Annotated in this window: 18 protein-coding genes; 6 read left to right on the top strand and 12 right to left on the bottom strand. The window is 66.0% G+C overall.

Features of this window, described 5'->3' with window-relative positions:
• The first annotated feature begins 127 nt into the window (after positions 1 to 127).
• Complete coding sequence (gene mgtA, locus INP52_RS07865; protein WP_194370643.1) at positions 128 to 2,857, top strand: magnesium-translocating P-type ATPase; 2,730 nt, start codon at positions 128 to 130, stop codon at positions 2,855 to 2,857.
• Positions 2,858 to 2,911: 54 nt separating this feature from the next.
• On the opposite strand, the gene INP52_RS07870 is transcribed toward mgtA, so the two are convergent.
• Positions 2,912 to 4,120, bottom strand: coding sequence for a MalY/PatB family protein (locus INP52_RS07870; RefSeq protein WP_194370645.1), 1,209 nt, complete (start codon positions 4,118 to 4,120; stop codon positions 2,912 to 2,914).
• A 136-nt stretch (positions 4,121 to 4,256) separates the two neighbouring features.
• Here INP52_RS07870 and INP52_RS07875 point away from each other — a divergent pair, with 136 nt between their 5' ends.
• A complete protein-coding gene (locus tag INP52_RS07875) occupies positions 4,257 to 4,640 on the top strand; it encodes a VOC family protein (protein ID WP_194370647.1) in 384 nt (127 codons plus the stop codon).
• A gap of 247 nt (positions 4,641 to 4,887) precedes the next feature.
• Here the strand turns inward: INP52_RS07875 and leuB are convergent, their stop codons facing one another.
• The 6 genes from leuB to INP52_RS07905 form a co-directional block, all read right to left on the bottom strand.
• On the bottom strand, positions 4,888 to 6,018 hold the full coding sequence (leuB, locus tag INP52_RS07880) for a 3-isopropylmalate dehydrogenase (RefSeq protein WP_194370649.1): 1,131 nt from the start codon (positions 6,016 to 6,018) through the stop codon (positions 4,888 to 4,890).
• 3 nt (positions 6,019 to 6,021) lie between these two features.
• Entirely contained in the window at positions 6,022 to 6,624 is a 603-nt protein-coding gene (locus INP52_RS07885) for a 3-isopropylmalate dehydratase small subunit (RefSeq protein ID WP_332307363.1), read from the bottom strand.
• A gap of 14 nt (positions 6,625 to 6,638) precedes the next feature.
• Positions 6,639 to 7,895, bottom strand: coding sequence for a 3-isopropylmalate dehydratase large subunit (gene leuC / locus INP52_RS07890; RefSeq protein ID WP_194370651.1), 1,257 nt, complete (start codon positions 7,893 to 7,895; stop codon positions 6,639 to 6,641).
• A 225-nt stretch (positions 7,896 to 8,120) separates the two neighbouring features.
• A complete protein-coding gene (locus tag INP52_RS07895) occupies positions 8,121 to 9,656 on the bottom strand; it encodes a 2-isopropylmalate synthase (protein WP_194370652.1) in 1,536 nt (511 codons plus the stop codon).
• Positions 9,657 to 10,073: 417 nt separating this feature from the next.
• Complete coding sequence (locus tag INP52_RS07900; protein WP_194370653.1) at positions 10,074 to 10,310, bottom strand: DNA/RNA helicase domain-containing protein; 237 nt, start codon at positions 10,308 to 10,310, stop codon at positions 10,074 to 10,076.
• A gap of 184 nt (positions 10,311 to 10,494) precedes the next feature.
• Positions 10,495 to 10,980: a hypothetical protein gene (locus tag INP52_RS07905; RefSeq protein ID WP_194370654.1), complete on the bottom strand. Its 486-nt coding sequence runs from the start codon at positions 10,978 to 10,980 to the stop codon at positions 10,495 to 10,497.
• Between the two features lie 108 nt (positions 10,981 to 11,088).
• Here INP52_RS07905 and trhA point away from each other — a divergent pair, with 108 nt between their 5' ends.
• Positions 11,089 to 11,769 (top strand): PAQR family membrane homeostasis protein TrhA, encoded by a 681-nt coding sequence (trhA, locus tag INP52_RS07910; RefSeq protein ID WP_228478311.1) that lies wholly within the window; start codon positions 11,089 to 11,091, stop codon positions 11,767 to 11,769.
• A gap of 450 nt (positions 11,770 to 12,219) precedes the next feature.
• Positions 12,220 to 13,644: a Sapep family Mn(2+)-dependent dipeptidase gene (locus INP52_RS07915; RefSeq protein ID WP_194370657.1), complete on the top strand. Its 1,425-nt coding sequence runs from the start codon at positions 12,220 to 12,222 to the stop codon at positions 13,642 to 13,644.
• An 89-nt stretch (positions 13,645 to 13,733) separates the two neighbouring features.
• Here INP52_RS07915 and INP52_RS07920 read toward each other — a convergent pair whose 3' ends face one another.
• From INP52_RS07920 to nadA, 5 genes are all read right to left on the bottom strand, one after another.
• Positions 13,734 to 14,663, bottom strand: a complete 930-nt coding sequence (locus INP52_RS07920; protein ID WP_194370659.1) for a hypothetical protein — start codon at positions 14,661 to 14,663, stop codon at positions 13,734 to 13,736.
• An 86-nt stretch (positions 14,664 to 14,749) separates the two neighbouring features.
• Positions 14,750 to 15,289, bottom strand: coding sequence for a transcription repressor NadR (locus tag INP52_RS07925; RefSeq protein ID WP_194370661.1), 540 nt, complete (start codon positions 15,287 to 15,289; stop codon positions 14,750 to 14,752).
• Positions 15,286 to 16,140 carry a carboxylating nicotinate-nucleotide diphosphorylase gene (gene nadC, locus INP52_RS07930; RefSeq protein WP_228478312.1) on the bottom strand — a complete coding sequence of 285 codons (855 nt, stop codon included), beginning with the start codon at positions 16,138 to 16,140 and terminating at the stop codon, positions 15,286 to 15,288. Before nadC ends, INP52_RS07925 begins: the two co-directional genes overlap by 4 nt.
• A complete protein-coding gene (locus INP52_RS07935) occupies positions 16,137 to 17,432 on the bottom strand; it encodes an L-aspartate oxidase (RefSeq protein WP_194370663.1) in 1,296 nt (431 codons plus the stop codon). Before INP52_RS07935 ends, nadC begins: the two co-directional genes overlap by 4 nt.
• 2 nt (positions 17,433 to 17,434) lie before the next feature.
• Entirely contained in the window at positions 17,435 to 18,361 is a 927-nt protein-coding gene (nadA, locus tag INP52_RS07940; RefSeq protein WP_194370664.1) for a quinolinate synthase NadA, read from the bottom strand.
• Between the two features lie 216 nt (positions 18,362 to 18,577).
• On the opposite strand from nadA, the gene INP52_RS07945 reads away from it, so the two are divergent.
• Both INP52_RS07945 and INP52_RS07950 read left to right on the top strand, forming a co-directional pair.
• Entirely contained in the window at positions 18,578 to 19,960 is a 1,383-nt protein-coding gene (locus INP52_RS07945) for an ATP-binding protein (RefSeq protein WP_194370666.1), read from the top strand.
• 15 nt (positions 19,961 to 19,975) lie between these two features.
• Positions 19,976 to 22,345, top strand: coding sequence for a DEAD/DEAH box helicase (locus INP52_RS07950; RefSeq protein ID WP_194370668.1), 2,370 nt, complete (start codon positions 19,976 to 19,978; stop codon positions 22,343 to 22,345).
• Positions 22,346 to 22,376: the final 31 nt, after the last annotated feature.

Genomic DNA, 22,376 nt, shown 5'->3' on the forward strand with positions numbered 1-22,376 from the left:
GTCCGAGGGGGAGGCGCCCGTCGCACGGGAGAGCGAGCGCCGCTGCGCCTAGCTTGTAGCATGCGCACCCCCGAGGGCTGCCCCATGGGTAGCCCTTTTTGTTCTCCCGGGAATGCGAGGTGGCGCAATGCTTCTGACCACCCTCCTCTCGCGCACCCCAACGCGCGCGAGCAAGAACCAGAGCCAGCGCACGACCGTCTCCGGGCGCTCATGGCTGCAGCACGTGGCCGAGCTCTCCGGTGCCGAGGTCCTCGACGAGCTCGGGGCCCACCCGCGCGGGCTCGCCGCCGACGAGGTCGACGCCATGCGCTCCTTCTGGGGCGAGAACCGCATGGCCCACACCGAGCGTCCGGCGCTGCCCCGTCGCGTGCTCGGTGCCTTTGCCGACCCCTTCACCTACATCCTCGTCGTCATCGCCATCGTGTCCGTGCTCACGGACTGGGCCTTCGCCGAGGCGTCCCAGCGCAGCCTCACCACGCCCGCGATCATCGGCCTCATGGTGCTCATCTCGGGCGTTCTGCGCTTCGTCCAGAACGAGCGCAGCGGCAACGCCGCCGCCGCCCTGGCCGAGATGATCGAGACCACCTGCAACGTCGAGCGCGAGGGCGCCGGCCGCGCCGAGGTCCCCCTCGACGAGATCGTGGTCGGAGACGTCGTGCACCTCTGCTCCGGCGACATCGTCCCCGCCGACCTGCGCATCCTCACGGCACGCGACCTCTTTGTGAGCCAGTCGTCGCTCACGGGGGAGTCCGCGCCGGTCGAGAAGCGCGCGGCGGCCACCGAAGGCGATGCCGCCGACGCGACCGTGACCGACCTCGAGAGCCTCGTGTTTCTCGGCAGCACGGTGATCTCGGGAACCGCCACCGGGGTCGTGGTGGCCACCGGCGAGCGCACCCTGTTCGGCGAGGCCGCCGGCTCCCTCGGCCCCATGGCCACCGCGCGCCAGACCTCGTCGGATGCGGGCATCGCCGCCACGAGCCGCCTGCTCGTGGGGCTCATGGTCGTCATGGTACCCGCGGTGTTCCTGATCTCGGGCCTCACCAAGGGCGACTGGCTCGCCGCGCTGCTCTTCTCGTTGGCCGTGGCCGTGGGCCTCACGCCCGAGATGCTGCCGATGCTCGTGACCGTCTGCCTGGGCAAGGGTGCCGTCGACCTCTCCGGGGACCGGGTCATCGTCAAGCGCCTCGACGCGATCTCGGACTTGGGGGCCATGGACGTGCTCTGCTGCGACAAGACCGGAACCCTGACCGAGGACCGCGTCATCTTGGAGCGCCACCTCGACGTGCGGGGCAACAGGGACGTGCGCGTGCTGCGCGCCGCCTTTCTCAACAGCTTCTTCGAGACCGGCGTCAAGAACCTCATCGACTCCGCCATCATCCGCCGTGCGCTCGAGGAGGACGAGGACGCCGAGGAGCTCTGCGGGCGTTACACCCTTGTCGACGAGCTCCCCTTCGACTTCGAGCGCCGGCGTCTGAGCGTCGTGGTGGGAGACGAGGCGGGCCGCACCCGCATGATCTGCAAGGGGGCCATCGAGGAGATTCTCTCCGTCTGCAGCCAGGTCGAGCTCGACGCAATCCGCGAGCCGCTCACGCCCGAGCTCGAGCGCACGGTCATGGCGCGCGCCGCGGGCCTCTCCGAGCGGGGCATGCGCGTGCTGGGCGTCGCCCTCAAGGACGACCCGGCCGGGGCCGACCGGCTCACCACCGCCGACGAGAAGGACATGGTCCTCGTGGGCTACCTCGCGTTTCTGGACCCGCCCAAGGAGACGGCGGCGAAGGCGGTCAGGGCGCTGGCCGAGCACGGGGTGTCGACGAAGGTCCTGACCGGGGACTCTTCGCGCGTGGCCGTCTACGTGTGCGAGACCATAGGCATCCCCGTTGAGGGCGTGCTCACGGGCTCCGAGGTCGAGGCCATGGACGACGCCGAGCTCACCAGCCGCGTGGAGCGGACCTCGGTCTTTGCCAAGCTGGCACCGGCGAGCAAGGCGCGCGTCGTGAGCACCCTGCGCGACCTCGGGCACGTCGTGGGCTTCATGGGTGACGGCGTGAACGACGCGGCCGCGATGGGAGCCTCCGACTGCGGCGTCTCCGTGGACTCCGCCGTCGACGTGGCTCGCGAGGCCGCCGACGTCATCTTGCTCGAGAAGGACCTCATGGTTCTCGAGCGTGGCATCGTCTGCGGGCGCCGCACGCTGGCCAACATGTTCAAGTACGTGAAGATGACCGTGAGCTCCAACTTCGGCAACATCATCTCGGTGATCGTGGCCGCGACCCTGCTGCCGTTTCTGCCCATGGGACCGGTCCAGCTGCTCCTTCTGAACCTCATCTACGACCTCACCTGCACGGCGCTGCCCTGGGACGGCGTCGACGACGAGCTCGTGCGCGGCCCACGCGTGTGGGACAGCTCATCCGTCAAGAGCTTCATGTTCTGGATGGGGCCCGTGAGCTCGCTGTTCGACATCCTCACGTTTGTCGCACTCTTCTTCTGGATCTGCCCTGCGGTGACGGGTGGGACCTGGGGCACCCTCGATGCCACGGGACAGGTCGTCTTCGTGGCCGTGTTCCAGTCCGGCTGGTTCGTCGAGAGCATGTGGTCGCAGACGCTCGCCGTCCACCTCATGCGCACGGCGCGTCGCCCGTTTCTGGACAGCCGCGCCGCGGCGCCGCTCACCGTGCTAGGGCTCGCGGGAATCGCGCTGGCCACCGTGCTGCCGTTCACGCCCGTTGCCGCCGCGCTCGACTTCGCGGCGCTGCCCGCGAGCTACTTTGCGCTGCTCGCCGGGGTCGTCGTGGGCTACGTCTGCGTCCTGGCGCTCGTCAAGCACCTCTACGTCCGCCGCCACGGGGAGTTCCTGTAGGGATGCCGGGGGACGGGATCCGCAACAAGAAGGCGACCAGACGGGCGAGAGGCCCTACGCGTTGAAGACGTGCGTGTCGAGTCGCCTGAACGCCTCCTGCACGCGCGCGAGCGGCAGCGCGAGGTTCACGCGCACGTGACAGGGGCCGTGAAAGGCCCGGCCGTCCTGCCAGTCCACGCCCACGCGCCAGGCCGCATGCTCGAGCCAGTCGATGTCGCGCCCGTGGGCCCGACACCACTCGGTGCAGTCAAGGAACAGCATGTAGGTACCCTGGGGCCTGCTCACGCGCACCCCCTCGAAGTGCTCGGCCACAAAGTCGCAGGCCCAGTCCACGTTGCCCGCGATGACCTGGTTGAGCTCGTCGAGCCACGCGCGCCCCTCGCTGCCGTACGCACCGATAAGGGCGTGCATGGAAAGCACGTTCATCGAGTTGTAGTGCGACTTGGCGGCCTTGGCGCACACGCGGTCGCGCAGGTAGTCGTCGTAGATGACGTGATAGCTGCCTATGAGGCCCGCGAGGTTGAAGGTCTTGCTCGGCGCGTAGAGGGCCACCGTGCGTCGACGGGCGTCCTCGCTCACGCTCTGCGTGGGCGTGTGGCGCACGCCCGGGCGCACGATGTCGGACCAGATCTCGTCCGAGATGACCACGCAGTCGTACTTTCGATAGAGCTCCAGGGCCCGCTCGATCTCCCAGCGCTCCCAGACGCGCCCGCAGGGGTTGTGCGGCGAACAGAACACCGCAACGTGGATGTGATTCTCGGCGAGCCTTCGCTCCATGTCCTCGTAGTCCATGCGCCACGTGCCGTCGGCGTCGAGCACGAGCGGCGAGAGCACGATCTTATAGCCGTTGCCCTCGATGCTGTGCGTGAAGCCGATGTAGGTGGGGCTATGCAGCAGCACGGCATCGCCCGGAGCGGCGAAGGCCGTGAGCGCGGAGATCACCCCGCCGAGCACGCCGTTCTCGTACCCGATGTGCTTGGCCTCGAGGCCATCGACGCCGTTGCGGTCCTGCTGCCAGTCAATGATGGCCTGGTAGTACTCGTCGCGCGGATTGAAGTACCCAAAGGCCGGATGCTGGACTCGCTCGACGATGGCCCGCGTGATCGAGGGGGCCGTGGGAAAGTTCATGTCAGCTATCCACATGGGGATGGGGTCGAAGCCCTCGTCGGGAAGCTCGGGAGCCGAGCCACCGGTGCCGAGCGCATCCAGCGCGATGGCGTCCTTGCCGCGACGCTCCATGATGGAGATAAAGTCATAGGCCACGTGCGCTCCTCTCTGGTCGCCCCTTGGGCGGCTGGTCCGTGTTCCCTTGGCATCATAGCCGACCGTTATGCCCCGAGACGACACTACAATCAAGCGAAACGCAACCTCTCGGCAACCCCTAGACGAAAAGAGGACCATGCACATCGAACATGCCGCACTCTACGTCCGCGACCTCAAGGGCGCACGAGACTTTTTTGTCCGCTACTTCGAGGCAGTCGTGGGCCCGCTCTATCACAATCCGAGGATGGGTTTTCGCTCGTACTTCCTGAGCCTGGACGAGGGTGCCCGCCTCGAGCTCATGTGCAGGCCCGAGCTCGCTGATGGCGAGAAGGATCTGCTACAGGTGGGCTGGGCCCACCTTGCCGTGAGCCTTGGCAGCCCCGACGAGGTGAATCGCCTGACCGCGCATCTAGCCGCCGACGGCTATGAGGTCACAAGCGGCCCGCGCACCACCGGGGACGGATACTACGAGAGCTGCGTTCTGGGCCCCGAGGACATCCCAATCGAGCTCACGGTCTAACGCAAATCACTCTCTTCGGGTTTGGGTTCGCAGACGAGCCGCCCTCTCTCTGGCTTCCTCTAAAAATGCAGGTCAGCGACGCACTGAAAAAGTTACAAACCCCACAAATGAAAAAAGTGAACCCAAACCCATTTCGGGGTTTGGGTCCGCTTTCTGGTCGCTCTGCGAGAGGCCGTGATCTCAACCTGTGCTTTTCTCGGGAGCGCACCCCGATTCGTCTCCACGAGGAACCCAAACCCGAAAGGGCCTAGCCGAGGGCCTCCACGATCTTGTCGCCCATTGCGGAGGTGCCCAGGACGCGGTCGGCGGCAGTGAGCTCGTCGGCGATGTCGACCGTGCGCCAGCCCTCGTCGAGCACGCGCGTCACCGCGGCCGAGAGCTCGTCGGCGGCCTCGTCCATGCCAAGGCTGTAGCGCAGCATGAGCTCGACCGAGAGGACCTGCGCGATCGGGTTGGCGATTCCCCGACCCGCGATGTCGGGGGCAGACCCGTGGCTGGGCTCGTAGAGGGCCACACCGTCGCCTAGGCTCGCCGACGCGAGCATGCCGAGCGAGCCCGTAAGCATGCTGGCCTCGTCGGACAGGATGTCGCCGAAGGTGTTCTCGGTCACGAGCACGTCGAACTGGGCCGGGTTGGCCACGAGCTGCATGGACGCGTTGTCCACGTACATGTCCTCGATCGTGACCTCGGGAAACTCCGCGCCCACCGCGTGGGCGACCTCACGCCACATGCGCGAGGTCTCGAGCACGTTGGCCTTGTCCACCGAGCAGACGCGCCCGCGCCGGCGGCTGGCGGCCTGGCAGGCCCAGCGCACCACGCGCTCGACCTCGTACTCGGAGTACTCCATCGTGTCGCGCGCGAACTCGCCGCGCGCTCCGTTCCCGCCGGCGCCCTCGACGCCCCACTCGCGCTCGTGTGCGCCAAAGTAGAGCCCGCCCGTGAGCTCGCGCACGATCAGGAGGTCGACCCCCTCGAGCAGCTCGGGCTTGAGAGAGGAGGCCCCCACGAGCGCGCGGAACATCCGGACCGGACGCAGGTTGAGGTAGAGGCCGAGCTCCTTTCTGATGGCGAGAAGTCCCTGCTCGGGACGAATCGCCCCGGCGTTTGTGTTGGTCCACTTGGGGCCGCCCACGGCTGCGAGCAGCACGGCGTCCGAGGCGCGGGCGGCCTCGAGCGTGGTGTCCGGCAGCGCCGAGACAGGCCCGCCCGCCTCGGTCGTGGCGTCGATGGCCGCTCCGCCGATGAGTTGGTCGGTGCAAACGAACTCGACGTCGTGCCGAGCTCCCACGGCGGCGAGCACCTTCTTGGCCTCGGCGATGATCTCGGGGCCGATGCCGTCACCCGGCAGCGTGCAGATGCGATACGTCCTTGGGGCCATGCGCTACGCTCCCTGCTTCTCGGCCAGCACGCGCTTCGTGCGCGCGACCAGGCCGCCGTCGTTGATGATCTCCTGGATGAACGGCGGGAACGGCGCGGCCCAGAAGGTCATGCCACTCGTCTCGTCCACGATAGTTCCCGTGTCGGCGTCCACGGAGACGACGTCGCCCTCGGAGATGGCCGCAGCCGCCTCCGGGCACTCGAGGATGGGAAGCCCCATGTTGATCGAGTTGCGATAGAAGATGCGCGCGAAGCTCTTGGCGATCACACACGACACCCCTGCCGCCTTGATGGCCACCGGCGCATGCTCACGTGACGATCCGCACCCAAAATTCTCATCGGCTACGACAATATCTCCCGGCTTGACACGCTTGACGAACGTCGGATCCAAGTCCTCCAGGCAGTGCTTCGCCAACTCCGCCGGATCCGACGTATTGAGGTAGCGCGCTGGAATAATTACATCGGTATCAACGTCGCGTCCATACCGGAACACCGTTCCCCTGAATTGCATTTCCGCACCTCCGTAAACCGCACCCGGGGCGTGGCCCTTGTCCCCGCGCGCAGTTTTTGCGCCAGCAAACTGTTTGAGCACGGGGACAAGGGCCATGCCCCCGCAACGATCTACAAATCAGACGGCAGGGCAATGTGGCCCATGATGGCTGACGCCGCTGCCACGGCAGGGCTCGCCAGGTAGACCTCCGAGGTCGGATCGCCCATCCTTCCGACGAAGTTTCTATTGGTCGTGGAGATGCACCTCTCGCCGGCGGCGAGGATGCCCATGTAGCCGCCGAGGCAGGGCCCACAGGTGGGCGTGGAGACCACGCAGTGCGCGTTGACGAAGATGTCCATGAGGCCCTCGTGGACGCACTCGAGCCAGACGCCCTGAGTCGCGGGGATCACGATGCAGCGTACGTTGTCGTTGACCGTGCGACCGCACAGGACCTCGGCCGCCGCGCGCATGTCCTCGATGCGACCGTTGGTGCACGAGCCAATGACGGCCTGATCAACGAAGATGTGACGGCTCTCGGTGACCGGGTGGGTGTTGGAGGGCAGGTGCGGCCACGAGACCATGGGCACGATGTCGGCCGCGTCGATGCGCAGGACCTGCTTGTAGTGGGCATCGGGGTCCGGATGGTACTCGACGATCTGGCGCTGGCTGCGTCGGCTCACGTAGTCGCGGCACTTCTCGTCGACCTCGAACAGGCCCGCCTTGCCGCCCGCCTCGATGGCCATGTTGGCGATGGTCAGACGCCCCTCGACCGAAAGGTCCTCGATCGTGGAGCCCGCGAACTCCATGGCCTGGTAAAGGGCACCGTCAACGCCGATAAGCCCGATCACGTAGAGGATGATGTCCTTGGCCGTGGCACCCGGTGGCAGCTCGCCCTCGACCTCGATGCGGATGGTCTCGGGCACCTTGAACCAGGCGCGCCCGGTGGCCATGCCCACGCCGGCGTCCGTGGAGCCCACGCCCGTGGAGAAGGCCCCGATGCCGCCGTAGGTACAGGTGTGGGAGTCGGCGCCGATCACGAGGTCGCCCGGAACCACGATGCCGCGCTCGGGCAGCAGCGCGTGCTCGATGCCCATGCAGCCCTGCTCGAAGTAGTGGGTGATGGCCATCTCGTGGGCGAAGTCGCGCGTGACCTTGGTCTGCTCGGCGCTCTTGATGTCCTTGTTGGGCGCGTAGTGATCGGGCACCAGGCAGATCTTGTCCTTGTCGAAGACGCTCGCGCCAATCTCGCGCACGGTCTTGATGGCGATAGGGGCCGTGATGTCGTTGGCGAGCACGAGGTCCAGGTCGCACTCAACGAGCTGGCCCGGCACGACCTCCTCGAGCCCCGCATGGGCCGCGAGTATCTTCTCCGCCATGGTCTGTGCCATGTCTCTTCCCTCCTGAAAGTCGGGGTCCCGATCGTGCTACAACACCCCTACGCTCTCATTAACGTACAACTTACAATAAGAAAAAATTACAGAGCTTACGAAAAGTACGGGAACACCCGCCGCAGAAACGCCGACGAGCAGGCCCGGCGCCCGTCTTGTCCGGCGAGTTTTTGCGCGCCCTCCGCGCAAACTGCTCGAGCCGGCAAGACGGGCGCCGGGCCGGACCTACTTGCCTTCCTTCGCCCGCGCCGTCTGGATCATCCGGTTGATGGCGTTCACGTACGCCTTCGCGCTCGACACGATGATGTCGTTGTCCGCGCCGCGGCCGGTGTAGATACGCCCGTCGTCTGCGGTGATGCGGGCCGTGACCTCGCCGATGGCGTCGATGCCGCGCGTGACGGCCTTGACCGAGAACTCGGAGAGGTCGCCGTGAACCGCCACGACCTTGTCAATGGCCTTGTAGGAGGCATCCACGGGGCCCGAGCCCGTCGCGCAGACCACGTGCGTGGCGCCAACCTCATCGGTAATGGTCGCGGTGGCCGTGGGGACGAGCGGGTTTCCGCAGCTCACCTGCAGCGCATCGAGCGTATAGACGGCGGCCACCTCGCGCTGGCGCTCCTGGACCATCGACTCGAGGTCCTCGTTGTAGACCTCCTTCTTCTGGTCCGCAATCTCAAGGAAGCGCTGGTAGACCTCATCGAACTCAGAGTCGACGAAGGTGTAGCCCAGCTCGGAGAGGCGGTGGCGCAGAGCCGCGTGGCCGCTGCGGGCGGAGAGGATGATCTCGGAGCCGGCCGCGCCCACGTCGGCGGGATCAATGATCTCATAGGTGTCACGTGCCTTGAGGACGCCGTCCTGGTGGATGCCCGAGGAGTGCGCGAAGGCGTTGGCGCCCACGATGGCCTTGTTGGCCTGCACGTTCATGCCCGTGATGCGGCTGACCAGACGGCTCGCGCGCGTAAGCTCGCGGGTCACGATGTCGGTGTGGGCGTCGAGCTCGTCACCGTGCATCTTGATGGCCATGACGACCTCCTCGAGCGCGGTGTTGCCGGCTCGCTCGCCCAGGCCGTTGATTGTGCACTCCACCTGAGTGGCGCCGTTTCTCACGCCCTGAAGGGCGAGCGCGGTAGCCATGCCCAGGTCGTTATGGGTATGGACCGCAATGGTCACGTTCTCTATGCCTATGACGTTGTCCACCAGGCTCCTGATGCGCGCGCCGAAGTCCTCCGGCATGGAGTAGCCCGTGGTGTCGGGGATGTTGACCACGGTGGCGCCGGCGTCAACGGCAGCCTGGATCACGCGGATGAGGAAGGCCTGGTCGGAGCGACCGGCGTCCTCCGCGTAGAACTCGACGTCGTTCACGTAGCGCTTGGCGTAGGAAACGCAGTGCGTCGCGCGCGCGACGCACTCGTCCTCGCTAATGTGGAGCTTCTCGCGCAGGTGGCTCGGGGACACGCCCAGGCCCGTGTGGATGCGCGGGCGCTTGGCGCTCCTGAGGGCCTCGGCCGCGCAGTCGATGTCCGCGTCAACGGCGCGCGTGAGGCCACAGACCACGCAGTCATCTCCGGCCAGGCGGCCTATCTCTGACACGGAGCGAAAGTCACCGGGACTCGAGATGGGAAAGCCCGCCTCGATCACGTCGACGCCCAGGCGAATGAGCTGCTGGGCAATGACGAGCTTCTCCTCCGTGTTCATGGAGGCGCCGGGCGACTGCTCGCCGTCGCGCAGGGTGGTGTCAAAGATGTGAATCTTCCTGGTCATGGTGTGTCCCATCGTTCGTGCGCCCTCAGGGCGCGTCTGGCGAGAAGGGAGGGCCGTGCGATGTCACGAGAAGAGAAGAGGCTGCGGGGCAAAGGCGCGCCGGTTACGGCCGGCGACTCGACGTCACGCGCGCAGGAGGCAGCGCCGTCCTAGCGCGCGCTGGGTAGCGGGAGGGTAAGGTCCAGGTCAAGGGCTAGAAGCTCAGAGCCGCCGAGAAAATCGCGTGCCATTGCGCACCCGCTCACTCGAACGCCTGCAGCCTCGTGCCGTGCCATGGTACCTCCCTTGATACGGCGCCCACATCGGGCGCTTATGAAGGCACTATCGCACAGACGCACCCTCATTCACGTAACAGTAGCGCGCCGGAAACATTCCCGGCACGTTTTTGAGAACCCAAACTCAAAAAGACGGCTGTAGTTAAAAGTACTTTTGCAGATACTCTCTAAGTGCCTTATTCTCCACGTAGACGTGCGTTCCAAAGATTCCCCGCGTAAGAAGGACGTAGTAGATATTTATGAGGTAGCGAGTCAGCTCCTCCGGCTTGGCTGTAGCGTAGCCGTTTCTGTCAAAGTAACTGCTCTTGTTTGCCCAGAGCCTGCCCGTTTGGGTGTCGAGCTCGAGGTCATTCCCGATGATGACATAGGCATAGCTCAAATCGTAGCCTTGGGAACACCTCCAAAAGCTCGGAGACCTCCAGGCTAATCGAGATGGCAAGACCTTTCGGATTGTGAAACTGTGCCCAGTCTCGCGCGTCTCTGAATGCAAGAGCTCGTTTTGATGCCTCTTCGAATTTCATTGTCCCCCTAGCGCACAGAGGTACTCTTCGGTGGTGGTTCGTTTACTCGTCCTCATCGGGCGTGAAGGGCCCCGTGATGAACGGCTTTCTGGTCTCGTCCACCCCAGCGAGGCTCAGCGCATAGGCAAAGCCAAAGAACACAGGCAGCACCGGCACCGCGAACGAGACGAACAAGAACACCACCATGAAGGCGGACAGGGAGCTCCCCGCATCGCCCGCCAGCAGGGGAACGAACGCGAGGACCGTGTTGGCCAGAACCAGGACGTCAAGCACCCTCAGCGCCACGCGCACGGCACGCCGCAGCTTGATCTTCTTGAACCAGGCAATGAGAAGACCCGCAAGGGCCCCCAGCGAGAACATGCTCACCGGACCTGCGAGGATAATCATCACCTGCACGAGCACGCCCGACTGAACGGCCACGGGGCCCGCCTCGCTGTCCAGCCCGCGATACCACACCTCAAACGCGCCGCAGATCATGACCACGAGGATCAAACCGATCAGGTTCACGAGGAACGTGATTTTCTTCACAACAATCTCCCCCGGCTGCAAGGGAAGCGTATGCTCTTCCCTATCCGATACCGTGGCCATTGTACCCGCACCTCCGCACCCCTTGGCCCAACGAGAGAGGCCCTGATCGTGATCAGTGAAACTGCAGTTCAAAAGCAGAAAAAGCAAAAGCCCGCCCCCCGTCCCTACACCCTCGGCGAAGAGATCGCCCACTCCGTCTCGCATGGCGTCGGCGTCCTTCTCTCCATCACGGCGCTCGTGCTGCTCGTTGCGACCGCCCTGTCACACGGCGGCGGAATACGCCTCGTCGCCGCCGTGATCATGGGTGTCTCTCTCATCCTGGAGTACCTGTTCTCGACGCTTTACCATGCCCTCGCCCCCCAATCTGCCAAGAAGATCTTCCGCGTGCTCGACCACTGTGGCATCTACCTGCTCATCGCTGGCAGCTACGCGCCCTTCTCGCTTATCACCCTCGCAGATCGGGGAGGCTTCTGGCTCACGGTGGCCATCTGGGCCATCGCGGCCGTGGGCGTCACCGCCGAGGTCCTCCTGCGCGAGCGCCAGCCCGCGTGGTTCACGGCTCTCGTTTACGTGCTCATGGGCTGGCTCGTCGTCTTCCACATCAACGACCTCCTGCTGCTCCTGCCCACGCCCGCCTTCTGGCTCCTTGTGTCCGGCGGCATCAGCTACACCGTCGGCGCGCTCTTCTACATTCCCAAGCAGATTCCCTACCTTCACTTCGTCTTCCACCTGTTCACGCTTGCCGGCAGCGTCTGCATCACGCTGTCCGCGCTGCTCTACGTCATCTGAGTTCGAATTTGCCCCAGCGGGGCAGTTGCCGCACTTCTCGGTTAGCAAACGCGTCAAGCGCCCCGTTGTGCCAGGCGAAAAGATACCGTACGGGGCAGTTGCGACATTCTTCTACTGACAAACGCGTCAAGTGCCCCGTCGCCCTAGATGGGAATTGCCCCTGCGGGGCACATGCGGCTGTTTTCAGTCGACAACCGCGTCATGTGCCCCGTTGCGCATCTGGAGACGTCGCTCTGCGGGGCACCTGCGGCACTTCTCGGTTAGCAAACGCGTCAAGCGCCCCGTCCGAGAAGCACGGCGCGTGTCGCGCGGGGCACTTGCGGCACTTCTCGGCTAATGAACACGACCAGCGCCCCACAACGACGCCCAGGTGAAGGCTACAAGATATGCCGTGCCTCGACGCGCTAAGATGGACGTCAAAACAACGATCGCACGATTCAAGGAGGCACCATGATAGACGAGAAGTTCAAGGCAGACGTCGACGCCTACGTCGACGAGGTGTGGGAGGACGTCATCGAAGACATCCGCTCGCTTGTGAAGATCGAGTCGGTCGAGGACCTCGAGCACGCCGAGCCCGACAAGCCCTGGGGGCCCAAGGCCAACGAGGCCCTGCTCGGGGGCATCAAGATCGCCGATCGCCTAGGACTTGAGACCACCAACGTCGACGGCTACCTCGGCTTCGGGGACGTGCCCGGAGCCTCTGGGCCTCAGACCTACGTCGCCACGATCGCCCACACCGACATCGTCCCCCTTGGCCTAGGCTGGAACTACCCCGCCCTCGACGTCACCCGCAAGGACGGCTACCTCATCGGCCGCGGCGTCCTGGATGACAAGGGTCCCTTCGTGCTCTCGCTCTACGTGGGCCACTTCTTTGCCCGCCGCGCCGCCGCCGGCCACGAGCTGCCGTACACGCTGCGCTGCATCATCGGCAACAACGAGGAGACCGGCATGGGGGACGTCCCCCACTACCTGGAGCGCTATCCCGAGCCCGCCTTCTGCTTCTCCCCCGATGCGGACTTCCCGCTCATCTGCGGCGAGAAGGGCGTCTACCACGGCGAGTTCTCCTCGGCTGCCGTGGCCGGCGAGAAGATCGTGGAGCTCAACGGGGGCACCGTGCCCAACGCCATCCCCGGTCAGGCCACGGCACTCGTGCGCGCCACGCTCGACGAGCTGGGAGCCGCCGACAGCATCGCCCTCGAAGACGCGGGCTCGGGACTCGTGCGCGTGGTCGCCACGGGCAAGGGGGGCCACGCCTCGCTTCCGGCGGGCACTGTCAACGCCATCGGGATTCTCGCCCGCTACCTGCTCGACCAGGGCGTCTACAGCGAGGCCGAGCACCCCTTCCTCGAGCTTCAGCGCACCCTCACCACCGACACCGACGGCACCACCATGCACATCGACTCTGTCGACGACAAGTTCGGCCCGCTCACCTGCATCGCGGGCACCGTGCGCACGAGGGAGGGACGCTTCTACCAGACCGTGGACTCACGCTACCCCACCTCCACGACGGGAGAGGCCATCACGGCCACGCTGAGCCAGCTCGCAGGTGCCCACGATTGCACCTATCGCTGCATCTCGGACACCGTGCCGTTCTACATCAGCCCCGACTCCCCCGAGATCAAGGCGCTTCTCGCGACCTACACCGAGTACACCGGGCGTGACGCCCAGGCGTTCGTAATCGGCGGCGGCACCTACGCGCGCCACTTCAAGCGCGCCTGCGCCTTTGGCGCGCACGAGCCCACCGAGCCCGAGCCCTCCTGGATCGGCATGGAGCACGGCCCCGACGAGGGCATCTCCGAGGAGTCCCTGCGCCGCGCGCTCAAGATCTACATCGTGTCCATCGCGCGCCTCATGGAGCTCGACCTCACGGCCTAGGCCCTGAAGTCGGCTACAGAGGCCATGCGGGGCCACACCCTTTTAGGTGCGGTCCCGCTTTTTGTCACCCATATCTTTTTTTCGCTCATCTATTGTGGAACAACCGTCGCCGAGTTCTCGACGAGCTCCGGCAGGGGCGGCTGCCTCAGAATGCGCACCGACATCCATGTGCACGCCCCCATGAACAGCAGGTCCAAGATGAGGTCGAACGCGAGACCGCTGATGCCCCCGTGCTCCACGATCGAACCGGCCACCTGGACCACATCAATGACGAGGGCAAGAACCGCCAGGACGAGGAAGGGACGAATCTTCTCGGGCCGGTTGGACCCCCAAATGCCCAGCCCTCCCGCGACCAGGTCCACGGCGGCCGAGACGGCCGTGGCGGCGAGCTGCGGGAGCAGGGACTGGTCGAGCGTCATCGAAATGCCCGAGAGGGTTATGCGCCCGCCCTCCCCGGAGGAGATCAGCGCGACTGCCACGACCGCCACGACCACGCCCGTGAGCGCGCCCTTCAAGACGATGACTTCGCTGAGCAGGTGCAGGGTCCGCTGGTGGCGCGAGCGCAGGAAGGTCTCGCCGCGCACGCCCGCGTCGTGCTCCTCCTTGACCTTGTCGGCCAGGGTGGAGCAGATGAGCACATAGACGATGGTCGTGGCCAGGACCAGGGGGTTAAAGAGGATGAAGGTGCCCAGACCCCATCCCCACACGATGGCGACGAGCACCGCGAGGCCCACGAGGTAGCACAAGAAGCGGTAACGGCCCACGTTCGAGGAGTCGTTGGACGCGGCCAGCCCGAGCACGGCCGTAAGGATGAGCAGGCCGGCAGCCACCAGGATGATGACGCCAAAGGTGATCGAGGTCCACAGGTCCCCGCTCGCGAGGCCGAACGCGTTTCCAGCCACGATCGCCACGATTCCGCCGGCCAGCGTCAGGCCGCCGAGGATGAGCATGATGATGGAGACGATGCGCAGCACCGCCTGCGTGGGCGTGCGCCGAATCGATGGCTTGACGTCACTCATGGAGCGGGCACCTCCTGCCAAGATAAGCTGAAAGTCCAAGTATACCAATTCGAACCGGGACGGTCCGTTTCCTGTCCGGCGGGGTCTCAGAGCGTCTCGCGCTCATAGTCCGTCAGGGGGGCGAGAAACCCGCGCTTGTCGAGGGCCTCCCCGATCAGGTCGAGCGTTTCCTCGTCCGCGGCACTCACGTGATGGAAGTGGTAGCCGCTCGTGACCATCATGAGGGGGGCGGAGCGCCCGGTTGAGAGGCCCTCCATGAAGAGCTCGACGTCGCGGCGGCAGGCAATCCCCAGCTTGGAGGAGATCAGCCCGTAGATGCGATGGTTCACGAACACGTCCTCCACCCGTCCGCCCAGGTCAACGACGCAGAGGAGCTCCTCGGCGGTCTGGTCTTGCGTGTGGCGGCACTTGAAGAGGCGGCACGGACGCGCAGGGGCGGGTCCTAGCAGATAGCCTCGGTTGGTCGAGACGATGTGCGCGCCCTGGCTGCGCAGCAGGGCGATGTCCTGCACGACCACCTGACGGCTCACGCCGCAGGCCTTCCCCAGGGACGCGCCCGAGAGGGGCTCGGCGGACGCGTGCAGCGCATCCACGATAGCCTGCCGGCGCTCGTCTCCCCGGCTCATCCCAGCACCTCGAGATGCTTGAGCGAGAGGTCCAAGATGGGGGCGGAGTGCGTGAGCGCCCCGCACGAGACGTAGTCCACGCCCAGGCCCGCATAGGCACCGGCGTTGGAGGCGTCCACGTTGCCCGAGGCCTCCGTCTTGGCACGGCCGCCCACGAGGGCCACGGCAGCGGCCATGGTGGCGTGGTCCATGTTGTCGAGCATGATGACGTCTGCCCCAGCCGCGAGCGCCTCGCGGACCATGCCGAGCGTCTCGCACTCCACCTCGACCTGGCGCACGAAGGGCGCATAGGCGCGGGCGCGCTCGACCGCCTGCGCGACGCCGCCCGCCGCGTCAACGTGGTTGTCCTTGAGGAGTACCCCGTCCGAGAGGCCAAAGCGGTGCAGAGAGCCCCCGCCCAGGCGCACGGCCTCGCGCTCGAACAGGCGCATGCCCGGCGTGGTCTTGCGCGTGCACACGAGCGTGGTGGGCGTGCCCGCGAGCGCCTCGGCCACGCCGCGCGTGTAGGTGGCGACGCCGCTCATGCGCTGCAGATAGTTGAGCGCCGTGCGCTCGCCCTCGAGCAGGACCCGGACGTCGCCCTCCACGGTAGCCACGTGCAGGCCGCTCGTGACGACATCGCCGTCGGCCACGAGCGGCGTGACCGTCGTCTGTGGGTCGAGCAGGGAGAAGACGCGCGAGAAGACCGACAGACCCGCGATCACGCCTCTGGCCTTGGCGATGAGCTGCACGCGCCCCGGGTGCGGCTCGGGCATGATCGCGGCCGTGGAGACGTCGCCGAAGGGCGCGTCCTCGGCGAGCGCGGCACGGATGTGCTCGTCCATCTGGAGCTGGACCATGGGATCGATCATCGGGCGTCTCCCCTCTCGTATGAGGTCATGGTAGCAGCACGGGCGGCCTGCGCCAGCTGCGCGGCGGTGTCGGCCGCGAAGCGGTCGCGCATGATCTTGTCGGCAGCCCTCTGGGCGAAGACGAGGGACTCGAGCAGACTGTTGGACGCCAGGCGGTTCTTGCCGTGCACGCCGTTGCAGCAGGTCTCGCCTGCGGCGAAGAGGTGCGGCAGCGTGGTCTCGGAGTCCGCGTTCACGTGGACGCCGCCCATGAAGTAGTGCTGGGCGGGCACCACGGGGATGGGCTCGGCGAGGATGTCGTAGCCCTCCTCCAGGCAGCGGGCTCGGATGTGCGTGAAGTGGCCCGTAACCACGTCGCGCGGCACGTGCTCGAACGAGAGCCAGACGTGCGCGGCGCCGGTGCGCTCCATCTGGGCCCGGATGGCCGCCGAGACCACGTCGCGCGGCTGGAGCTCGTCGCAGAAGCGCTCTCCGGCGTCGTTCAGGAGCACCGCGCCCTCCCCGCGCGCCGACTCGCTGATAAGAAAGGCCCGTCCGGACTGAGCGGTCCACAGCGTGGTGGGATGAATCTGCACGTAGTCCATGTGCTCGAGCAGGGCCCCGTGCGCGGCGGCCACGCGACAGCCGTCTCCCGTGAGGCAGGGATAGTTGGTCGAATACTCGTAGAGGCCCCCGATGCCGCCCGTGGCCAGGAGCGTGGCACCGGCGACGAGATTGAGCGTGGAGCCGTCCGGCGCCGTGGCCGCGACGCCGCGGCAGACCCTGCGCCCCCGCTCGTCGAAGCCCTCCAAAAGGTCCGTCATGCAGGCGTGCTCGAGGATGGTCGCGTGGGGGAGCGCGCGGGCGCAGGCCAGGAGGTGCGTCGTGATCTCCTCGCCAGTGACGTCCTCGTGGTAGACGATGCGCGGCCGGGAGTGCGCGCCCTCGCGCGTGTAGTCGAGGCCACCGTCCGCGCGCCGAGCGAAGCGCACCCCACGACGCGCGAGGTCCTCGATGATCGACCGGCTTGCGCGAATCATGAGGTCCACGCTCTCCAGGCGATTCTCGTAGTGGCCCGCGCGCAGCGTGTCCTCGAAGAAGGCATCGTAGTCGGAGGCGTCTGGCAGGACGCAGATGCCGCCCTGGGCAAGCATGGAGTCGCAGGTGGCGACGTCCTGCTTGGAGAGAAGGACCACCCTCAGGGCTGGGGGCAGGTTGAGCGCGGCGTAGAGACCGGCCACCCCGCACCCCACGATGACCACGTCGCAGTTGATGACGCGGTTCTGGTCCACGCGCTTCTCGGCAGCCTCCATGCCTACCTCGCCAGCTCGAGCATGCGGGAGAGGGCCGCACGGGCGCGCTCGGCCACGTCGTCCGGGGGAAGGTCCACCTCTCCGGTACCGTCCGCCAGGCAGGAGCGGACCTTCTCGCCGCTCACGCGCGCCATGTTGGGACAGATGGGCGTCGTGGCGGGAAAGTGGAAGCGCTTGCCCGTGCCCGCGCAGCGCCGCTCGAGCTCGGAGAGGACCCCGTGCACGGTGAGGACGATGAAGTCCGTGGCATCGGAGGAGACGGCCGCCTCGATCATCTGCGAGGTCGAGCCCACGAAATCGGCCTTCTCGAGGACCCAGGAGCCGCACTCGGGATGCGCGAGGGTCACCGCATGGGGATAGCGCTCCTGGAGTGCCTCGACCTCGACGACCTCGATGGCCTCGTGCGTGGGACAGAAGCCGTCGTTCAGGATGACGTTCTTCTCGGAAACCTGCTCGGACACGTAGTGGCCCAGGTGCTGGTCGGGGATGAACAGGACATGTGGCTGAGGCAGGGCGCGCACGATCCTGACCGCGTTGGACGACGTGACGCAGACGTCGGAGAGGGCCTTCATCTGGGTCGTGGAGTTCACGTAGCAGGCCACGGCGAGGTCGTCTCCGTAGGTGGCGCGCGCCTGGTCAATTGTCTCGCGACGCATCATGTGGGCCATCGGGCAGTCCGCCGAGGGCTCGGGCATGAGGACGCGCTTGTTTGGCGAGAGGAGCTTGGCGCTCTCGGCCATGAAGCGCACCCCGGCGAAGACGAGCGTCTTGCAGTCGAGCGTGGCCGCGAGCTTGGAGAGAAAGAAGGAGTCCCCCACGTAGTCGGCGAGCTCCTGGGCCTCGGGCGTCACGTAGTAGTGCGCCAGGATCACGGCGTCCTGCTCGGCCTTGAGCCGCTCGACCTCTGCGCGCATCTCGTCAGATACCATTCTCTCCCCCTCCTCGCACCTGCATGCCTGCCTAGTATGGCATTTAACTTTACAGGTGACAAGACAGTATGAGCCGGAGGTGATGACGTGGGAACGATTAGCCTATGTGCCTGTCAGCTCCTTCTTTCTCCTTCCTCCATAAAATAGAACATATGTTTGCTTCTGAGACTCAAGAGTGGTATGATGCCCTTCACGATGACGAGAGGAGCACCCCGCATGAGTACCACCCCGCAAAAAGACGCGCCCAAGGTGCCCAGGCGCATCGCAGCGGTCATCATTAACTCGCTCAAGGGCGGCGTCGTCCCCCGCATAGGCCTGCCCTACATCACCGTGGGACGCGAGCGCGAGGTGGCAGCCCTGCTCCATGACCTTGACCTCGTGGCGGACGGAGGCGCAAGCTTTCGCTTCTTGGTGGGCCGCTACGGCTCGGGCAAGAGCTTCCTCCTGCAGACCATCCGCACGCACGCCATGGGCAGGGGCTTTGTGGTGGCAGATGCCGATCTCTCCCCCGAGCGCCGGCTCCAGGGCACGCACGGGCAGGGGCTCGCCACGTACAAGGAGCTCATGCGCAATCTCTCCACCAAGACCCGGCCCGAGGGTGGGGCCCTGCCGCTCATCCTGGACCGCTGGGTGGACGCCGTGCGCGCGGACGTGATCTCCGAGGAGGGCCTCTCTCCAGATGATCCCAGCTTTGGCGATGCGGTCGAGAGGCGCATCTACGCCGTAACGCAGTCCCTGGAGGAGATGGTCCACGGCTTCGACTTCGCACGCGTCCTCACCCTCTGGTGGCGTGCCCACCTCGAGGGCGACGATCAGACCAAGGGCCTGGTCATCAAGTGGTTTCGCGGGGAGTATCGCACCAAGACCGAGGCCCGCCAGGAGCTGGGCGTCAACGTGTGCATCACGGACGACGACTGGTACGAGTACCTCAAGCTCTTCGCGCGCTTCCTGCAGAAGGCCGGCTACCAGGGGCTCATCGTGCTCGTGGACGAGCTCGTGAACCTCTACAAGATCCCCAACGCCACCACGCGTCAGTACAACTACGAGAAGATCCTCACCATGTACAACGACACCCTCCAGGGCAAGGCTCATCACCTGGGCATCATCATGGGGGGCACACCCCAGTCCATCGAGGATCGCCGGCGTGGAGTCTTCTCCTACGAGGCGCTGCGCAGCCGTCTCACGCAGGGCCGCTTTGCCTCCGAGGGCATGGTGGACATGCTCGCCCCGGTCATCCACCTCGAGCCCCTCACCTACGAGGAGCTGCTCGTCCTCATCGAGAAGCTCGCGGACATCCACGCCGGCTACTTTGGCTACGAGCGCACCCTCACCGAGGAGCAGCTGGTGAGCTTCCTCAAGATCGAGTTCGGGCGCGTGGGGGCAGACACCCACCTCACCCCGCGCGAGGTCATTCGAGATTTCATAGAGCTTCTCGACATCGTCTGCCAGAGCCCCGACGCGGGCGTGGAGAAGATCCTGAAGTCGGATGCCTTCTCATCTGCACCCGACCTGCCAGGCGCGGCGGGAGCCTCAGACACAGGCGAGAGTTCGGGCGAAGTCTCAGACGGATCCAACCCCTACGCCGAGTTCACCATCTGACCAGGGGGGCGACCCATGAGCGTCTTCGACCGCTATGCGCCGTTCGTGCAGGACTTCATCTACGATCACGACTGGGAGAACCTGCGTGCGATTCAGGTCGCCGCTGGTGAGGTCATCTTTGACACAGATGATCACGTGCTGCTGTGCGCCTCCACCGCCTCCGGCAAGACCGAGGCCGCCTTCTTCCCCATCCTCTCCCAGTTCTGGGAGAGCCCGCCCGCCTCGGTCGGGGCCGTCTACGTGGGGCCCACCAAGGCGCTCATCAACGACCAGTTCTATCGCCTCACTGACCTCTGCGAGCAGGCGGACGTTCCCGTCTGGCACTGGCACGGGGACGTCTCGGCCTCCCACAAGGCCAAACTCATGAAGCGTCCCTCGGGCATCCTGCAGATCACGCCCGAGTCCCTCGAGGCCCTGCTCATGCACCGCCATGCAGCCGTAGCGCGCCTCTTCTGCGACCTGCGCTACGTGGTCATCGACGAAGTCCACTCGCTTTTGCGCGCGGATCGCGGGGGCCAGACCCTCTGCCTCATCGAGCGCCTCTCCCGCATGGCTGGCGTAAATCCCCGCCGCATAGGTCTTTCTGCCACCATCGGAGACCCCCAGGCCGTGGGCGCGTTTCTCGCCTCCGGCACCGGACGTCCCACGGTGATTCCTCGCGTGGAGGAGCCCCCTCGCACCTGGCGCCTCTCCATGGAGCACTTCTACCAAAACGGTCCCCAGGCGGATGTAAATTCTTTTCAAAATGAGTCGGGTAACCTTGAGGCCGAGGTCTTGGCAGTGGAGACCCTTGGCTCTGCAGGTCCTCGGGGTCTGTCCTCGCGCGCAGTTCCGCAGCGCAGCGAGGACTGTCTGAGCACGAGGACAGACCCCGAGGACCCCACAGACATCGCACCCCCACTCGCGGACCCAGGCATCGGCTACGTCTTCGAGCATACGCAGGGTCGTAAGTGCCTGGTCTTCTGCAACTCGCGCGAGGAGGCCGAGGAGGTCACCACCACCCTGCGCCGCTACTGCGAGGCCAACGGAGAGCCCGATCGCTTCCTCATCCATCATGGCAACCTCTCCGCCGCCATCCGCGAGGAGGCAGAGGAACTCATGCGCGATGACGCCTGCGACCTCACCTGCGTGGCCACCTCCACGCTCGAGCTGGGCATTGACGTGGGAAAGCTCGAGCGCGCCTTCCAGATCGGCGCCCCGTTCACCGTGTCCTCATTTCTGCAGCGCATGGGTCGCACGGGCCGGCGCGGGCAACCTCCCGAGATGTGGTTCGTCATGCGCGAGGAGCAACAGGAGCCGCGCGCGCCGCTGCCCGATACCATTCCCTGGAAGCTTCTGCAGGGCATCGCCCTCGTCCAGCTCTATCGGGAGGAGAGGTGGGTGGAGCCGCCACGCCTGGACCGCCTGCCCTATAGCCTGCTGTGCCACCAGACGCTGGCCATCCTTGCCTCCGAGGGCGAGCTCTCCCCCGCCGAGCTCGCCGGACGCGTGCTCACGCTCACCTACTTCCATCGCGTGAGCGCCGATGACTTTCGTGAGCTCCTGCGCCACCTGCTCGAGCGCGACTTCATCGAGCGGACCGAGTCCGGGGGGCTCATCGTGGGTCTGGCGGGCGAACGCGTTACCAGCTCCTACAAGTTCTACGCCGTCTTCAAGGAGAACGTCGAGTACGCGGTGCGCTGCGAGTCGACCGAGATAGGCACCCTCGTGGCCCCGCCCCCGCCCGGCGAGAAGGTCGCCATTGCCGGGCACGTCTGGCTCGTCGAGGAGATTGACCACGAGCGCCACCTACTCTACGTGACCAAGGTCAAGGGCAAGGTCCCAGCCTACTTCGGCGAGTGCGCCGGAGACGTCAACACCAAGATCCTCGAGCGCATGCGACGCGTCCTGGATCAGAGCGCTCCCTACCCCTACCTCAGGGACCACGCCTGCGCCCGCCTGGCCCAGGCCCGCCACGTGGCGAGGAGCTCGCATCTCACCAGATCGCCCCTCGTGAGCCTGGGCGAGTCCGACAAGGGGGCCACCATGTGGTGTCTCCTGCCCTGGCTGGGGACCTACGCGTTTCTCGCCCTCGAGCGCCTCATCAAGATCAAGTGCGCGGACGAGCTGGGAATCAAGGGGCTCGACTCCTCGCGCCCCTACTTCATGACGTTCGTCATGCGCGAGGACGAGAGGAGCTTCTTCGCCGTGGTGTGCGACGCGGCCGAGCGGCTGGAGGACCCCATGGAGCTCCTCTACCCCAGCGAGGTCCCCTACTTCGAGAAGTACGACGAGCTCGTGCCCGTCTCGCTCGTCCGCAAGGGCTTCGCCGAGGGCGTCCTCGACGTCGATGGCATGAAGGCGCGCGCGGCCGAGTGGGAGCGGTCCAGGAGGACCCTCGCCTAAGAAGGAGACGGCCTCGGACCAACGAGGACCG

It is taken from the genome of Thermophilibacter immobilis, assembly GCF_015277515.1.
In the GTDB taxonomy this organism is placed as follows: domain Bacteria; phylum Actinomycetota; class Coriobacteriia; order Coriobacteriales; family Atopobiaceae; genus Thermophilibacter; species Thermophilibacter immobilis.

Coding starts and splice junctions, on each gene's coding strand:
- mgtA (WP_194370643.1), top strand. CDS start 128: ATGCTTCTGACCACCCTCCTCTCGCGCACCCCAACGCGCGCGAGCAAG.
- INP52_RS07875 (WP_194370647.1), top strand. CDS start 4,257: ATGCACATCGAACATGCCGCACTCTACGTCCGCGACCTCAAGGGCGCA.
- leuB (WP_194370649.1), bottom strand. CDS start 6,018: ATGGCCCCAAGGACGTATCGCATCTGCACGCTGCCGGGTGACGGCATC.
- INP52_RS07885 (WP_332307363.1), bottom strand. CDS start 6,624: ATGGCCCTTGTCCCCGTGCTCAAACAGTTTGCTGGCGCAAAAACTGCG.
- leuC (WP_194370651.1), bottom strand. CDS start 7,895: ATGGCACAGACCATGGCGGAGAAGATACTCGCGGCCCATGCGGGGCTC.
- INP52_RS07895 (WP_194370652.1), bottom strand. CDS start 9,656: ATGACCAGGAAGATTCACATCTTTGACACCACCCTGCGCGACGGCGAG.
- INP52_RS07915 (WP_194370657.1), top strand. CDS start 12,220: ATGATAGACGAGAAGTTCAAGGCAGACGTCGACGCCTACGTCGACGAG.
- INP52_RS07920 (WP_194370659.1), bottom strand. CDS start 14,663: ATGAGTGACGTCAAGCCATCGATTCGGCGCACGCCCACGCAGGCGGTG.
- INP52_RS07925 (WP_194370661.1), bottom strand. CDS start 15,289: ATGAGCCGGGGAGACGAGCGCCGGCAGGCTATCGTGGATGCGCTGCAC.
- nadC (WP_228478312.1), bottom strand. CDS start 16,140: ATGATCGATCCCATGGTCCAGCTCCAGATGGACGAGCACATCCGTGCC.
- INP52_RS07935 (WP_194370663.1), bottom strand. CDS start 17,432: ATGGAGGCTGCCGAGAAGCGCGTGGACCAGAACCGCGTCATCAACTGC.
- nadA (WP_194370664.1), bottom strand. CDS start 18,361: ATGGTATCTGACGAGATGCGCGCAGAGGTCGAGCGGCTCAAGGCCGAG.
- INP52_RS07945 (WP_194370666.1), top strand. CDS start 18,578: ATGAGTACCACCCCGCAAAAAGACGCGCCCAAGGTGCCCAGGCGCATC.
- INP52_RS07950 (WP_194370668.1), top strand. CDS start 19,976: ATGAGCGTCTTCGACCGCTATGCGCCGTTCGTGCAGGACTTCATCTAC.